The organism is Ruegeria sp. HKCCA4008, from assembly GCF_013033125.1.
Lineage (GTDB): Bacteria > Pseudomonadota > Alphaproteobacteria > Rhodobacterales > Rhodobacteraceae > Ruegeria.
This window is the reverse complement of the sequence record NZ_WQDM01000015.1, coordinates 1-14,889: the sequence shown is the minus strand read 5'-3', so window position 1 is coordinate 14,889 and position 14,889 is coordinate 1. Positions and strand designations below refer to the sequence as shown.

Genomic DNA, 14,889 nt, shown 5'->3' with positions numbered 1-14,889 from the left:
ACGCTTCACTCGGTCGCAGGAAAAATTGATACACTATTGATCTACATCAAAGCGATTGCTACGCAAGAGGAAAGTCAAAGATGTACGGAGCGTGAATCAAATGAGCATCGTCCCCATCACATCCCCCGATCTGGATGCGGCCGAAGTTTCGTGGTTCGCTGCGCTGTGTTCCGATGATTACCAGTTCCTTGGCGTTCCCGACGGTGACCTGCGGTCGAGTTGGGAGCATTGCTCGAACATTGTGAAAGAGGCCGAAGCCCAGGGTTTTCGCAACATCCTCTGCCCGTCCTCCTATCAGGTCGGTCAAGACACGCTGAGCTTTGTCGCCGGTTGCGCCCCGATCACCGACCGGATCAACCTGCTGGCCGCCGTGCGCTGCGGCGAGATGCAACCGATCATGCTGGCCCGCACCATCGCAACGCTGGATCACATGCTGAAGGGGCGGTTGACGGTCAACATCATCTCATCCGACTTTCCCGGTGAGAAAGCCGACAGCGCGTTCCGCTATCAGCGCTCGCGCGAAGTGGTGGAGATTCTGAAACAGGCCTGGACGCAGGACGAGATCAATCATGCAGGCGAGGTCTATAACTTCTCGGGCCTGACCACCGACCCGGCCAAACCATATCAGACCGGCGGCCCGCTGCTTTATTTCGGCGGCTATTCTCCGTCTGCTTTGGATCTGTGCGGCGAGCATTGTGACGTCTACCTGATGTGGCCTGAAACCAAGGATCAACTGGCCGAACGGATGAAGGCCGTTCACGCCGTCGCTGAAAACTACGACCGCACGCTGGATTACGGGTTGCGTGTCCATATGATCGTTCGCGATACCGAGGCTGAGGCACAGGAATACGCGGATTACATCGTCTCGAAGCTGGACGACGAATACGGTCGCGCCATCCGCGAACGGGCGCTGGATTCGACCTCGCTGGGGGTGGCGCATCAGGCCAGGAACCGCGATCTGGCGGATGAATACGGCTATGTCGAACCCGGTCTCTGGACCGGTGTTGGCCGCGCGCGTTCGGGCTGTGGGGCGGCGCTGGTCGGATCGACCGATCAGGTTATGTCGAAGATCGAGGAATACCAGAAGATGGGCATCCGCGCTTTCATCTTCTCGGGCTACCCGCATCTGGACGAAGCCCGCCATTTCGGCGCCCGCGTGTTGCCGAACCTGAAAACCTGTTCCCTTCCCGAAGCTTACGGAAGGGTTCCCAAAACGACCCCGGCCACACCGCTGGGCAACGGAGAACGCCGCTGATGCAACGTGTGAAACTATCTGACTCGCTGGAGATGAGCCGCCTTGTCTATGGCATGTGGCGGTTGGGCGATGACAGTGACACGTCCGCGAGCCATGTCGAGGCCAAGATTCAGACCTGTCTGGATCAGGGTATCACCACCTTCGATCAGGCCGACATCTATGGCGGCTACCAGGCCGAGGCCGTGCTGGGTGCCGCCCTGCGCGCCAATCCAAACCTGCGTCAGAAGATGGAGATCGTCACCAAATGCGACATCGTCGCACCGGTTGGCCGTTACGCGGATGCGAAGGTAAAATACTACGACACCTCGCGCGCCCACATTCTGAAATCGGTCGACACGTCGCTGTCGGAAATGGCGATTGACCACATCGATCTGCTGTTGATCCACCGCCCGGACCCCATGATGGACCACCATGAAACCGGAGCCGCCCTGGATGAGGTTGTCGCCAGCGGCAAGGTTGGCGCGGTGGGCGTGTCCAACTTCCGCCCGTGGGATTGGTCTTTGCTGCAATCGGCGATGAAAACGCAGTTGGTCGCCAACCAGATCGAAATTTCTCTGGGTCAGATCAGCCCTTTCACCAACGGTGATCTGGCGTTTCACCAACAGCATGGCCATCCGTTGATGGCATGGTCGCCGCTGGGTGGAGGACTGTTGATGGCCGGAAACCCGCCGGTTGGGGTCGTCGCCGATGAAATCGCAGCCGGGTTCGGCGTGGATCGCGCCGCCGTCGCAGTGGCGTTCCTGTTGGCCCACCCGGCCAACATCCTGCCGGTTCTGGGCACCAACAATCTTGACCGGATCAAACGCGCCTCGGACGCATTGAAAGTCAAACTGGATCGCGAAAGCTGGTTCCGCCTGTACGAGGCGGCACTGGGGCATGAGGTACCATGATGAACGCAATCTCAAAGGACATGACCCGCACCTTCATTCCACATAAGGACGACACACGTACCTTGCGCGACGCCTTCGGCCGCTTTGCAACCGGTGTCACCATCGTGACCTGCGACAGCGCGGACGGTCCGGTCTGCATCACCGCCAACAGCTTTTCGTCCCTGTCGCTCGACCCACCGCTGATCATGTGGGCCGGAGACCGCAACTCGCGTCGCTTCCCCTATTTCCACAAGGCGCGCCATTTCAGCGTGCATGTGCTGTCGTCGGACCAGGCCGAGCTGTGTTTCGGCTGCTCGAAAGACGCCTTTGCACTGCGGGACATCAGCCACGAGCGCTGTGAGAATGGGACGCCGGTGTTGGCAGATTGCCTTGCGCGGTTCGAATGCGAACAGCACGCGTATCACGATGCAGGCGATCACGTTATTGTGGTTGGAAAAGTTCTACGGGCCAGCATGTCGGATGGAGACGCGCTGACCTTTTATGCCGGGAAACTCGGCCAATTCGCGAAAGTCTAAGCGCGATTTGATGACCGTGGGGGACACCTACGGCTGACCAAGGGAGGATCCGCATGGGCGGACTGGCATCGGTGCTTGCACCGATTGCATTCGTGAACGAAACCGTGCTGCGTCTGGGGCGCGCGGTTGGTGTTGTTGCGATTGCGCTCATGGTGATCGCAATTCTGATCCAGGTGTTTTTCCGATACGTTCTGGGCAATGCGCTGCCCTGGCCGGATGAGGCCGCACGGTTCTGCATGTTGTGGATGACCGGCCTTATGGCGCCCACCGCGTTTCGGCGCGGCGGATTTGTGGCCATTGACATGCTGGAACGCCTCCTTCCCCGCATCATCGGCCAGACGCTGAATCTGTTCCTGCTTTTGATCGCGCTCGCCGTCCTGCTGGTCGCCGTCAATATCGGCTGGTCCGAGGTCACCGGCTTTGGCGGAAAATTCGCCACTGCCGCGCTGTATCTGCCCACCTCTTTCGGGTTCGATGAATGGTATCGCATTCCTCGCAGTTGGATGATGGCATCGCTGCTGGTGGGGATCATCCTGCTGATCTCGGTGAATATCGAGCTGATCCTGCGATCCTTCATCACTCTGCTGGGTGGCGGCCACCTGTTGCCTGAAATTCCTGATGCGGCAGTGGGGGCCGAATAAATGCTGATCTGGTTCCTGCCCACCTTCCTGATTTTCCTGCTGATCGGCCTGCCGGTCTTTTTCGCTTTGCTGGCGGCGCCCGGAATCCTGCTGTGGCTGAACGGCCAGACGAACGACATCACGTTGCTGTATCGCAACGTCTATAACGGCATGGACAGCTTCCCTCTGATGGCGATCCCCTTCTTCATGCTGGCCGGAGAGCTCATGAACCGAGGCGGCATCACCATCCGCCTTGTCGAGTTTTCGCAGGCTCTGATGGGTCATCTGCGCGGTGGTCTGGCGCATGTGAACGTCCTCAGTTCGATCCTGTTCGCGGGCCTGTCCGGGTCCGCCGTGGCGGACACCTCGGCGCTAGGGTCGATGCTGATCCCGGCGATGGAGAAACAGGGCTATACCCGCAAATTCGCCGCCGCGATCACGGCGGCGAGTTCGGTGATCGGGCCGATCATCCCGCCCTCGGGCATCATGATCATCTATGCCTATGTCATGGGCGAAAGCGTGGCCGCGTTGTTCCTGGCGGGGATCGTTCCGGGCGTGATGGTCGGTGTCGGTCTGATGCTGATGATCAAACTGATGGCCGACCGCTATGACTTTCCCGTCGCCAGCCGCAAATACACATGGCCCGAGCGGCGTCAGGCCAGTTTGAAGGCCTTTTTCCCTTTGATGACACCGGTCATCATTCTGGGCGGTATTCTGGGTGGTATCTTCACACCGACCGAGGCTGCGGCAGTCGCCGTGGGCTATGCCTTCATCATCGGGTTCTTCATCCTGCGGACATTGACATGGAAAGAGGTCCCCGAGGTGCTCAGCAATGCAGGCATGACTTCAGCCGTTGTTCTGCTGCTGGTTGGTGCTGCGATGGCGTTCAAGACGGTCGTCAGCCTCAGCCATGCGCCGGAACAACTGGCCTCGCTGATCCTCAGCCTGTCGGAAAACCCGCTGATCCTTTTGTTCCTGATCAACCTGCTGCTGTTCATCGTCGGCATGTTCCTGGACGCAGGCCCTGCGATCATCATCCTTGGACCAATCCTTGGCCCGATCTTCACCAGCCTCGGCGTCGACCCGATCCATTTTGCCATCATCATGAGCGTCAACCTGACCGTCGGCCTCGCCACACCGCCAATGGGCCTGGTGCTGTTCGTGGCCGCCGCCGTATCGCGCGAACGGGTTGAAACCATCGCCAAGGCGATCCTGCCGTTCCTGGCGGTCGAAATCATCGTGATTTTCCTGATCACCTACATACCCGCACTATCCATGACGATCCCGAGGATAACGGGATTTGCCAACTAACTGAGTTCCACAGGGAGGAAACGCATGCTCAGAGAATTCATCACAACCGCAGCGGTGGCCACATCGCTGGTGGCGGCGTCCGCCATGGCCGCGACAGCCGCCGATTATACGCTGCGCGCAACCGCAAATTCGAACGAAAACGATGAGGATTATGACGGGCTGATCGTCTTCAAGAACTATGTCGAATCTGCCTCGAACGGCGCGATCGAGGTCGAACTGTTCATCGGCACACAGCTTTGCTCGAACGGGGCCGAATGCTTGCAGGGCGTGGCAGACGGCACCATCGACATCTACATCTCGACCTCGGGCGGTGCCTCGGGCATCTTTCCTTACGTGCAGGTTCTGGACCTGCCTTATCTGATGGCCGATGACCGCATTGCCGAGCATGTCCTGTCGGGCGATTTCACCCGCACAATGCGCGACATGGCGCTTGAGGATTCGGGCGGCGCGATCCGTCTGATGACCATCGGCAACACCGGTGGCTGGCGCAACTTTGCCAACACACAGCGCCGCATTGCCGAGCCTGCGGATATGGAAGGTCTGAAAATCCGCACCGTCGTCGCCGACCTGCCGCAGGAACTGGTCAAGGCGCTGGGTGCGTCGCCCACCCCAATCCCGTGGCCGGAGCTGTTCACCAGCTTCCAGACCGGTGTCGTTGAAGGATCCAAGAACGGCATCACCGACATCATGGGCATGAAATTCCCGGATGCGGGCCTGCAATACGTCACGCTGGACGGCCACGCCTATATGGGCGCATTGTGGTGGATGAACAACGCCAAGTTCCAGGAGATGCCCGAGGATCTGCGCCGCGTCGTGGTCGACGGGTTCTATGCCCTGCAACAGGCCACTTTCGCCTCCCCCAAGCGCAAGTCGATCCAAGCCTATGAGGATTTCGTCGCCGGTGGCGGAGACCTCTATGTGCTGACACCCGATCAGAAGGCTGCGTTCAAAGAGGCCGCAACGCCAGTCTATGATTGGTTCCAGTCCAACGTTGCGCGAGGCGACGAGATCTTTGCTGCACTGACCGAGGCGGTCGCGGCGGCTGAGGCGGACGTCAACGCCGCTCGCGATGCGGATCTGAAGTGACCGGTTGGGCCGGGCTTTGCGGCCTGGCCCTCACCGAAACGGGTACATCCACCCTTTGTAGTCGTTGACCAGAACATGCGCCTTTTCGATCTGCTCCGGCGACATTTTCTTGACCACTTCCTCAAGGCTGATCGCCGCGTCGGGGTCGCCGCCAATGGCGCTGAGCGTGTACCACATATACGCACGCACCAGATCGGGCGCGGGCATGCCCAGACCCAATTCATAATACCAGCCAACGCCCGACTGCGCCCCCGGATGCCCCTTCATCGAGGCGCGCAGATACCATTCAAAGGCCCGTTCGTAATCCTGCTCGACCCCCAAACCCAGCCCGTACATCACGCCGATCAGCTCTTCTGCCTCGGCGTTGCCCGAGCGCGCGGCTGGAAGAAGTTCCTCACGCGCGGCAGCAAACTGTCCGGCTTCCATCATATCGCGGGCTTGTTCCAGTTCAGCCAGAGCCGGAGACGCAAATACGCAAAGGGCAAAAACAAGCTGGCGCATGGGATGGTTGCCTTCTTCTGGGTCGGGCCCGCTGTGGCACAGGATTTGCCGCGCCCGCTGACCGATGATGACTTTATCCCCTTTGATATGGAACAGGCCGCCATCGGTCATCAACTGTTTTACGACCCGATCCTGTCAGGCAACCGCAACATCGCCTGCGCCCATTGTCACCACCCGGATTTCGGCACTTCGGACGGGTTTTCGCTGGGCATAGGAGAAGGCGGGAAGGGGTTGGGGCCGGACCGCACACCCGGCACCGGGGCCAACAGAATACGCAAACGCATCCCTCGCAACTCTCCGGGCCTGTGGAATCTTGGGGCCAAGGACATACACACCGTCTTTCACGACGGCAGGCTGAGCATTTCCGACGTCTACGGCAACGGCTTCAATTCCCCGGCGCAGGAGTGGCTGCCCGAGGGTCTGAACTCCCTGCTGGCAGCACAGGCTCTGTTTCCCCTGACCTCACAATTCGAGATGGCGGGCAATGTGGCCGAAAATGAAGTCACAGGCGCGGTGCATGATCGTATCGACAAGGGCTGGCCCATTCTGGCGAAACGCGTCCGCACCGATCCGCGCTATGGTCCGGCCATGGTCGCCGCCTTTGATGAGGTCGAGACGACCGAGGACATCACGATCACGCAAGTCGCCAACGCTCTGGCCGCTTTCATGGCGATCGAGTGGCGTAGCACCGACAGCCCGTTTGACCACTATCTTGCGGGCGACATGAATGCCCTTTCACCTGCGCAAATCGAGGGAATGAAGCTGTTCTACGGCAAAGCTCGCTGCTCCGCCTGCCACACCGGACCGCTCATGTCAGATCAGAAGTTCCATGCACTGGGCTTGCCACCCTTTGGGCCGGGTCGCACCCGGCAGTGGGATCCCTTCGTCCGGGATGTCGGCCGCATGGGTGAAAGCAACCGCCTTGAGGATGCCTACAGGTTCCGCACCCCGATGCTCCGTAACGTTGCCCTGACCGCACCATACGGTCACAATGGCGCCTTCCCCGATCTTGAAAGCGTCATTCGCCATCATTTGGATCCGCAGGCCAGCCTGGACAAATGGACCCCCCAAATGGCTGCCTTACCCGAGGTGCCATGGTTGCAAAAAACGGATTTCCTAGTTTGGCAGGACCAATATGAAATGGCACGTCAACGCAAGAAAATTGATATCGATCCGATCCAACTCACGGAATTAGAAATAGAAAACCTGATTGCTTTTCTGCATTCGTTGACAGGTCGCAGCGTAGACTCGCCGATATTCGGTGTGCCGAAAGGATTTACTCCTTAGCCATCTCTCATATTATTTAGCTCATGTTGACTAATGGCTGAGCCAAAGACGGGTTGATGCGAAATCGACGAAGCAGAAGAGCTTTCGGCGGGCACGTCGCAGCGTGTTGCAACTCGGCTGGCATTCTTCAACTTGTAGAAGCATTTCTCGGCTGGATAGCCTCATCTGGCCCCGCCCATCTCTGAAACTTATCAATCGCCTGCAAACACATACTCTCTGCAATCTTCGTGGGCATTCTCAATTTGGCACCTGCTTGATGTCACTGCATGGCCAGAAAACCACAATCAGGCTAACGAAGCTTTGATTGGTCCAAGCGGTCCTTCCAGCCATCTGGAACGGTCACCCGATCACGGCGTGCGACAGCCCTGTTCCGCACTTGTCTCCTTCGGCAACGCGCCCTGACTGATCAAATCCTGTAGACTTAGCGGGTGAAATCGCACGCTTTTTGTGGGATTTCACCCGCAAAATTGCATTCATTTCAAAACCGACGCCCGATATGACTGGCTATATGGGCGCCACGCAGGCGCATTAAGAAAGGTAGTTCACCCGGTGGCATTTCTCAACTTCGCGGCGATTGAACCGCATCGACCCGACATCCTATTGAAGAACGCGTTTTTCGGCCTCAAGGCTCCCTATGACTTCCTGTCTGGCGCGAAGAAGCGGTTGGAGGATCCCAGCAATCTTCCTCACGTCGCTTGGACCGTCGAAGAAGTCCCCGATGATCAAAGCCCAAAGCGCTCTAGTGCGAGGAAAGGAAAGAAGCCCAGGAAAAAAAGCGACGGCTTCTGGGTGTGCCTGAGCAAGCATGGCGGTGAAGAATTGTCCGAGGCCGAGCTGCGGGTATTTACCGACCCTGAGGTCGAGAAGGTTGCCTGGGTCGAAGAGGAAGAGACCCGGAACGGCCGTAGGAAACCGCAGTTCCGCGAAATCGACATCCTCGAGCATGATCCCGATGCTGGACGCCTGCGCCTCGCCGCCTTGCCGCCCATCGGCAAGACGCTGACTTTGCGCCCGAACACTTATCAGTTGCGTAAGCAGCTCGACGCGATCTCGGCGCTTCAGAACCAGCCGCATCCGGCCCATCGGCCGCTTCTGCGGTTAATGCAGCGAGAGGCCGATGCCAAATGGCCAACACCCAAGCAAGCGCCTGAGCCCGGGTGGATGGTTCTGACCGATCCCGGCCGCCCTGGCGCATACCAGCAGCACGAGTTCGTGCGTCGCGCACTCTCTACGCCCGATTTCGCGCTGATGGAAGGCCCGCCCGGATCAGGTAAGACCACTGTGATCTGCGAATTGATCTTGCAGATGGCACGCACAGGCAAGCGGGTGCTCCTTTGCGCCTCGACCCACGTCGCTGTAGACAATGTGTTGGAAAGGTTGATGGCGGACGGCAGCAAGCATCGCGATCTGATCATTCCGGTGCGGATCGGCCGCGATGCCAGCCTATCCGACGAAGCAAAGAAATGGACCCTGAAACAGCTGACGAAGCAGGAACGCCAGCGACTTCTGGATCATCTCGGTGGGCTAGCCGCGCCCGACGCAGCCCAGCAGATGTTGCTGGATGAATTGCGGGCGGCGCATGGGGACCACATTGTCGAACGTCTGTTGCTCGATGGGGCCAATCTTGTCTGTGGTTCGACGATCGGCATCCTGCAACATCCCGATATCAAACCCGGCAGCCAAGCGACGCCAGCCTTCGACATGCTGATCGTGGATGAAGCCTCAAAAACCACGTTCCAGGAATTCCTTGTTCCGGCGTTGTTGGCAAAACGCTGGGTGCTGGTGGGAGATCCGAAGCAGTTGTCGCCCTATGTCGATGATGACGGCGTTGCCGCCGCGCTTGACGATTGCTTGCCCGATGAAGACCGACGGAATGCTTGTGTCGACACATTCCTTGCCATGACGGGCAAGCGCGGCGCGGCGGCGGTGGTCGCAAATGCGAAACAGGAAGCGATCTGGCGCGAAGAAGCCGAGGCGCGTGGCGTTGCGATCCGTGCCCCAGATGACGTGGATGCGGCGTTGGCTGATATCGTGATCGGCACGGAGGCTGCGCTCGAGGCCCGGCCCCAAGTGTTGCGTCTTGATCTGGAAACCATCCGCGCGCCCAAAGAAGCATTGCCCACGCTCCGCCGACGCCATGCGGCCAATGGCGGTGCGGAAACGCCCAGTTGGGGCCATGAATTGGCCTGGCGCCAAGTGACGCTTTACAGCCTGCGTGATGAGACAAGCAAAAAGGCGGAAACCCTATATCGAGAGATTGAAAACCTGTTGCCTGCTGCGGCGGATCGCAACTTGGAGAACGCGATCACGCTGACCCGCCGTGTCGCGCTGCCCTCGGTGCTCGAAACTCTACGTCAAGGGTTTGAACGCAGCGGGGATCGCGATCGGGGCAATGCGCTGACCGACGGGCTGCCGAAAGAAGCCTTGAAAGATCGCCATGTGCTGTTGTCTTGGCAACATCGGATGCATCCTGAGATCGCTGACTTCCCAGGCAAAGCTTTCTACGACGGCCAGGCGTTGCATACGGGCGACACGATGTCCGACCGCCCCTGGGGCTGGCGCGAGGACGAGCCGCGCATGGTCTGGCGCGATGTCCGGGGCTCTTTTAGGGCGCGGGAAGGCGGCAACCGCAAGGAAGTCGACGAGGCACTGCGCGAGTTGCGTGCCTTCGCCGACTGGGCGAAGACCAATCCGCCTCCGGGTGGCGGGGCATGGCAGGTCGCGCTCCTCTCTCCCTACCGGGTACAGGAAAAGGCGCTGCGCCGCGCGGTTCAGAAGCTGGCGGGCGGAGCCGCGCGCTCGCGCAGCATTGAGCTCGGGCCGCATTGCGTCGCCGATATATGCACTGTTGATCGCTTTCAGGGCCAGGAGGCCGATATGGTGCTGCTGAGCTTAGGCAATACTCACGGCACGCATTTCCTGCGCGCGCCCAACCGGCTGAATGTTGCCCTGACCCGGGCGCGCCACCGACTGGTGATCTTCGGGAACCGCGCCAGCATGAAAAAGGCGGGCGGTGCGCTTGGCCGTCTGGCCGAAACCGCCCCTTGGGGCAACAGCTTCGCACAAGGAGAGAAGTAATGATCCCCGCCTTTGACCTGACACGGTCCATCGACATCCGCGTCACCCGTTTCGCCGGCGAGGTCGCCAGGGAGGAAAAGCGGCCAGAAATGATGCCATTCCTGCTGATGGCGCGCGACCATGGCGCGATTACAGCAGATTTGGTAGCAGGCGAATTGCTCGGCGCACCCGAGGGGCGCAGGCAGATCGCCAGACGCCTGCTAGAACAACTCGAGCGGTCCGGCGCCTTGGAAGCGCAGGAAAAAGGGGGGTGGACACTAACCGAGGCGGGCCACGAGGCGCTGGAGAAGAAAACCGTGTTCATCGCCGAACGAGGTAGCTGGGAAGCCTGGCATGCGTGTGACCCGCTGCTGCCACATGGTTTGATCCAGTTGAAGCGCGCCAACGAGCGATCTGCCTTCGAGGAGAACAAAAGCGACATGTCCAAGTTCAAGCTCAACTCGCCTCACCCGACCCTAGAGACACTGAAGGGCAACGCCTTGGACCCGATCATGGGGGGCGCGCGGCAGCGCATTGATGAGCTACCGAACAAAGTTGAAATGTGTAAACCTACGACCGGAACGCTTTCATGGGAGGTTGCAAAACGGCGCCTGACCCTGACGGTCGACGAGAAGAGTTTCGATCTTCCTGCTCCGACGCTTTCTCAAAAAGCGACCTTCGAGGCGCTGCTGAGAACGGCGGGATTGGCCAAGGACTGGGATGCGGAGACGGAGGTTCTGCATCGCAGCTTCACCGACCTGCCTGACGCGTCTCGACGCAATATGAGCGAGGATGTCACTTTTCCGAGCCCCGTTCGGCTGCAAAAATATGGGGATTTCGACCAAATAACGGTGTGCGGGATCGACATCACCGCCCGCACCCGTTCCGACGCCGAGGCTTGGGCTGACTGGCGTCTCGAAGACAATATCGACGAGATTGCCTGCTCTCGGCGCTATGCCGAGTGGCGCGAGCAGGCCAGCGAGCCTTTCGCCGAGTTCATGCCACTCGACCTGCCCTCTCGGGCAGATCTGGCCGCCCGTACCCAGCCCACCGAGACAGGCGCTAAGCTGAGCGCTGTCGCCTGGAACTTGACCGCTGCCGAAGATTGGAACCTGTGATGCTAGACCACCATATCGACTTCGAAACTCCCCGCACCGAAACTGTTTCGCAGATTGGCCGCGCGCTTGGCATGGCCTGGGTGGCGCAACCGCGAAACGTGCCAGAACCGAAACTCTGGGGGGGCGACCTGCTGCCCGCTGATGCCAGTGGCCGACTCGAAGACGCACTGGTGGAGCTGATCGGTGCCGCGCAGGATATGGTCGTACTGTGCAGCTTCCTGCTCGCCTCGGACCGCCTGACCGAGGCGCTTGAGACCGCCGCCTGCCGCGGCGTGCGGGTCTACATGATGCTAGCCTCTGAAGCGCGCCTTGGGCAGGAGCGAGAGGAGGACGATTTCTCGAAACGCTGCCGCAAACATCATGAGGAGATGCTGCGCCGCCTTGTCCCGCACGCCATGATCCGCAGCGCGGCGCATTATCACGCCAAGACCGTGCTGATCGACCCAAACGGCCCAAATGCGCGGGGTTGGCTGCTGACCGCCAACCTCACCTACGAAGCCATAAACCGCAACGAGGAACTGGGGCTTCGCCTGACGCCGGAGGAGGTCCACTCAGTCTTCGCTGAGTTGCGTCATGCGATCTGGGAACGCGCAGAGCACCGGATGAGCGGCACCGATTTCAAACCTGCAAGGCCCCTCGGAGCCGTCGAGCCACCCCCTGCGGGTCTGGCCCTCGTGACTTCGCCGCATCGCCGCTCGATCCGAGATACTGCCCTTGAATTGATCGAAAAGGCGGAAAGACGGATCATCGTCTCCTCCTTCGGCTGGGCGCTGGATCACCCGGTCAACCAGACCCTAGTCGCCCGCGCTAAAGCCGGGGTGAAGGTCACAGTACTCGCGCGGATCAGACCGGCGGCGATGCCCGCGCTGACCGCTTTGGCCGAAGCAGGCGCCGAAGTGTACGGTTTTAGATGGCTTCATGCAAAGGCAATCTGGACCGACCGGGACCGCGCAATGGTTATGACTGCGAACCTGGAACGCCATGGGATGGATGAGGGGTTCGAGCTTGGTTTTGCTCTGGATGGCAACCGGGCGGAAAGCTTGCAGCACATCCTCGAGGGGTGGGCAGGTGCGGCGCTAGCTCGGTTCGATCCCAGAGCGAAGGTCACGCCAAGCATGGAAAAGGTGCAACTGTGGAAGGATGGAAATCTGAAGGATCTGGAAGTCCCCGCCAACCGCTCCGTGGACTTGGGAACCGTCACGATGCACTCACTGACAGACCCGCTGCCCGAACGCCCAGATCTGCCCGCCGAACCGCCCTTGGCGCGCGAGCTGAACGTGACATGGCGCATCGATTTGCCCAGAGTTGCCAAGGGGGCGGTCCATATTGACGCAAATGGCAAGGAAGCGAAGAAGGACAAAACACCTACGACCTGGCCTGCGCTGATGCGCGAGCCTTCAGGGCGCCGGGTGGTGGTGCTGTCGGATCCCGAGCAGCTTCATACTGCCAAGCACATGGCCGAAACTACACGCGCAAAGGCCGTGGTTATGAACAGGAGTGCCAGATGAGCAGTGAAACCCTGCTGTGCTGGGCGTCGGTTAATCATGGACCCCAAGTCCTCTCCGGTGCGCTGGAGGCCTTGGCCGGACACGGCCACTCAATCGAGCGGGTGCTACTGCTGGTGCAGGAAGGGCGAGAAGTCCCCGAAGACCTGCCACAGCACCCACGGATTGAGACCATTGCGTTCGCTGTCGCCGACCCTACTGATCATGCCACGCTCTACAAGATCCTGCGGGAGGAGCTTCTGCCGCAGATCTCGGCGCTGGAAGAACCGCTGCATGTGAATATCTCGCCCGGTACGCCAGCGATGCATGCGGTCTGGCTTGTGTTGGCGACAGGCGGTGCCTTCCCGCCCGGTACACGGCTGTGGTCCTCGCAGCGACCAGATCCGGAAGGGCCGGCACGGATCGCCCCGGTCGAATTCGCTCCAACAACCTGGCTCTCGGCCCTGCGTGCAGATCTGGCGCAAACTCCGCAACGCGCCGCCTACGATCCTGAAGCGCTTTCGGCCGTCCGGCGCGCTGCGCTGGATCGGCTCGCGCGTTATGCTCGTGTTCCGGGCGTACCGCTCCTGATCCTTGGTGAACGTGGTGTGGGCAAGACGCGGGTCGTTGAAAGCCTTGTCGCAAAACTGAAAGGCGATCGACATGTCGTTACGTTCTCCTGCGGCCATTTGAAAGGCGAAGGAGCCGAAGCGCTACTGTTCGGCCATGCGGATCGCCTCCAACACAAGGCGTCTGCCGCTGACAAAGGGCTGCTGCACAAAGCGGACGGCGGGATTTTGTTCGTTGACGAGGTGCAGGACTTGCCGCGTGACACCCAGCGTCTTCTGCTGCCCGTGCTGCAAGGCAGAGTGCGCCGCTGGAGACGGCTTGGCGAGACCGAGCAACAGGGGGCAAAATTCGATCTTGTCTGCGCCTCAAATCTTCCGCTCGCCGAACTTGAGAAGACGCTCGATCCGGATTTCTTCGACCGCATCGCCCACCTGCAGGTCGAACTACCGCCCCTGCGCGACTGCCCTGCGGACCTGCGGGACGACTGGAGCCGAGTTTGGCGCGAGACAGGTTTTCCCGGTGAACCTCCGTGGAGCCCGACGCTGGAACGCGCCCTGATGGAGGCACGTCTGCCACGCAACATACGCGATCTGCAACGTCTGGCCGCGATCATCGTTTCGACGCGGCCCGATGGGCCATGGCCCGTTTCCTTACAGCGCCAGGCGCTCGAGGAGTGGCGCGCTACCGGTGCCTCTCCGCCGGGAGATTTCGGCACCGGAACTCGCAAACAGCGGCTTCACTGGTTCCAGAGGCGGTTAGCACTCTGGGCAAAGGAACGCTACGGCACATGGCAGGCGGCGGCGTCCGAACTCGCGTGCGACGAAAGCACCTTGCGGGTCGATGCCAAAGGCGAATTTCCTACTGAGAGTAAATGAGGTGCCGGATCTGAATAGAAATGATTGCTGAAGATAAGGCCCACTTGGATGCCGCTGACTATCCCCTAAGCAACAAAAAGGTTAAAAAATTGGTCAAACGCCTCTGTTTGATAGGTACACCACAAGCTAAACGACCGAACTTGAATTGGAGCGGTCATGCCTCGCGCCAAGCAAGACAGGCTGATAGGGGCCGTCCTTGCGGTGGAGAATGTCATCAGCAATACGCTGAGCAGCCTCAACTGACTGGTCCAAGTTGATTGTTAGTGCATCATCGGCCTGTGATCCATCGGGATGATGGTTTCGGGCGCTGGCGGGCGGTA

Annotated in this window: 13 protein-coding genes; 11 read left to right on the top strand and 2 right to left on the bottom strand. The window is 60.0% G+C overall.

Features of this window, described 5'->3' with window-relative positions:
- Window positions 1–100 precede the first annotated feature (100 nt).
- The 6 genes from GOW60_RS20300 to dctP all read left to right on the top strand — a co-directional run bounded on the left by GOW60_RS20300 (window position 101) and on the right by dctP (window position 5,677).
- A complete protein-coding gene (locus GOW60_RS20300; RefSeq protein WP_171230705.1) occupies window positions 101–1,255 on the top strand; it encodes an LLM class flavin-dependent oxidoreductase in 1,155 nt (384 codons plus the stop codon).
- Complete coding sequence (locus GOW60_RS20295; RefSeq protein ID WP_171230704.1) at window positions 1,255–2,145, top strand: aldo/keto reductase family oxidoreductase; 891 nt, start codon at window positions 1,255–1,257, stop codon at window positions 2,143–2,145. The genes GOW60_RS20300 and GOW60_RS20295 overlap by 1 nt, the downstream gene beginning before the upstream one ends.
- A complete protein-coding gene (locus GOW60_RS20290) occupies window positions 2,145–2,660 on the top strand; it encodes a flavin reductase family protein (RefSeq protein ID WP_371808053.1) in 516 nt (171 codons plus the stop codon). The genes GOW60_RS20295 and GOW60_RS20290 overlap by 1 nt, the downstream gene beginning before the upstream one ends.
- A 53-nt stretch (window positions 2,661–2,713) precedes the next feature.
- Entirely contained in the window at window positions 2,714–3,301 is a 588-nt protein-coding gene (locus GOW60_RS20285; RefSeq protein ID WP_171230703.1) for a TRAP transporter small permease subunit, read from the top strand.
- Window positions 3,302–4,591, top strand: coding sequence for a TRAP transporter large permease (locus tag GOW60_RS20280; RefSeq protein WP_152460165.1), 1,290 nt, complete (start codon window positions 3,302–3,304; stop codon window positions 4,589–4,591).
- An 84-nt stretch (window positions 4,592–4,675) separates the two neighbouring features.
- Window positions 4,676–5,677 carry a TRAP transporter substrate-binding protein DctP gene (gene dctP / locus GOW60_RS20275; RefSeq protein ID WP_371809788.1) on the top strand — a complete coding sequence of 334 codons (1,002 nt, stop codon included), beginning with the start codon at window positions 4,676–4,678 and terminating at the stop codon, window positions 5,675–5,677.
- Between the two features lie 30 nt (window positions 5,678–5,707).
- Here dctP and GOW60_RS20270 read toward each other — a convergent pair whose 3' ends face one another.
- Window positions 5,708–6,178, bottom strand: coding sequence for a tetratricopeptide repeat protein (locus GOW60_RS20270; RefSeq protein ID WP_171230701.1), 471 nt, complete (start codon window positions 6,176–6,178; stop codon window positions 5,708–5,710).
- 3 nt (window positions 6,179–6,181) lie between these two features.
- On the opposite strand from GOW60_RS20270, the gene GOW60_RS20265 reads away from it, so the two are divergent.
- The 5 genes from GOW60_RS20265 to GOW60_RS20245 all read left to right on the top strand — a co-directional run bounded on the left by GOW60_RS20265 (window position 6,182) and on the right by GOW60_RS20245 (window position 14,569).
- Window positions 6,182–7,465 carry a cytochrome-c peroxidase gene (locus GOW60_RS20265; protein WP_171230700.1) on the top strand — a complete coding sequence of 428 codons (1,284 nt, stop codon included), beginning with the start codon at window positions 6,182–6,184 and terminating at the stop codon, window positions 7,463–7,465.
- 549 nt (window positions 7,466–8,014) lie between these two features.
- Complete coding sequence (locus GOW60_RS20260; protein WP_171230699.1) at window positions 8,015–10,543, top strand: AAA domain-containing protein; 2,529 nt, start codon at window positions 8,015–8,017, stop codon at window positions 10,541–10,543.
- Entirely contained in the window at window positions 10,543–11,640 is a 1,098-nt protein-coding gene (locus GOW60_RS20255; protein ID WP_171230698.1) for a hypothetical protein, read from the top strand. The genes GOW60_RS20260 and GOW60_RS20255 overlap by 1 nt, the downstream gene beginning before the upstream one ends.
- Complete coding sequence (locus tag GOW60_RS20250; RefSeq protein WP_171230697.1) at window positions 11,640–13,148, top strand: phosphatidylserine/phosphatidylglycerophosphate/cardiolipin synthase family protein; 1,509 nt, start codon at window positions 11,640–11,642, stop codon at window positions 13,146–13,148. Before GOW60_RS20255 ends, GOW60_RS20250 begins: the two co-directional genes overlap by 1 nt.
- A complete protein-coding gene (locus tag GOW60_RS20245) occupies window positions 13,145–14,569 on the top strand; it encodes a sigma 54-interacting transcriptional regulator (protein WP_171230696.1) in 1,425 nt (474 codons plus the stop codon). Before GOW60_RS20250 ends, GOW60_RS20245 begins: the two co-directional genes overlap by 4 nt.
- Window positions 14,570–14,695: 126 nt before the next feature.
- Here GOW60_RS20245 and GOW60_RS21030 read toward each other — a convergent pair.
- A partial coding sequence (locus tag GOW60_RS21030; protein WP_217355655.1) for a hypothetical protein occupies window positions 14,696–14,889 on the bottom strand: 194 nt, incomplete at its 5' end.

Bases quoted from the DNA above. Each gene is read 5' to 3' on its own strand.
- GOW60_RS20300 (WP_171230705.1), top strand. From the start codon at position 101: ATGAGCATCGTCCCCATCACATCCCCCGATCTGGATGCGGCCGAAGTT.
- GOW60_RS20295 (WP_171230704.1), top strand. From the start codon at position 1,255: ATGCAACGTGTGAAACTATCTGACTCGCTGGAGATGAGCCGCCTTGTC.
- GOW60_RS20290 (WP_371808053.1), top strand. From the start codon at position 2,145: ATGAACGCAATCTCAAAGGACATGACCCGCACCTTCATTCCACATAAG.
- GOW60_RS20285 (WP_171230703.1), top strand. From the start codon at position 2,714: ATGGGCGGACTGGCATCGGTGCTTGCACCGATTGCATTCGTGAACGAA.
- GOW60_RS20280 (WP_152460165.1), top strand. From the start codon at position 3,302: ATGCTGATCTGGTTCCTGCCCACCTTCCTGATTTTCCTGCTGATCGGC.
- dctP (WP_371809788.1), top strand. From the start codon at position 4,676: ATGGCCGCGACAGCCGCCGATTATACGCTGCGCGCAACCGCAAATTCG.
- GOW60_RS20270 (WP_171230701.1), bottom strand. From the start codon at position 6,178: ATGCGCCAGCTTGTTTTTGCCCTTTGCGTATTTGCGTCTCCGGCTCTG.
- GOW60_RS20265 (WP_171230700.1), top strand. From the start codon at position 6,182: ATGGTTGCCTTCTTCTGGGTCGGGCCCGCTGTGGCACAGGATTTGCCG.
- GOW60_RS20255 (WP_171230698.1), top strand. From the start codon at position 10,543: ATGATCCCCGCCTTTGACCTGACACGGTCCATCGACATCCGCGTCACC.
- GOW60_RS20250 (WP_171230697.1), top strand. From the start codon at position 11,640: ATGCTAGACCACCATATCGACTTCGAAACTCCCCGCACCGAAACTGTT.
- GOW60_RS20245 (WP_171230696.1), top strand. From the start codon at position 13,145: ATGAGCAGTGAAACCCTGCTGTGCTGGGCGTCGGTTAATCATGGACCC.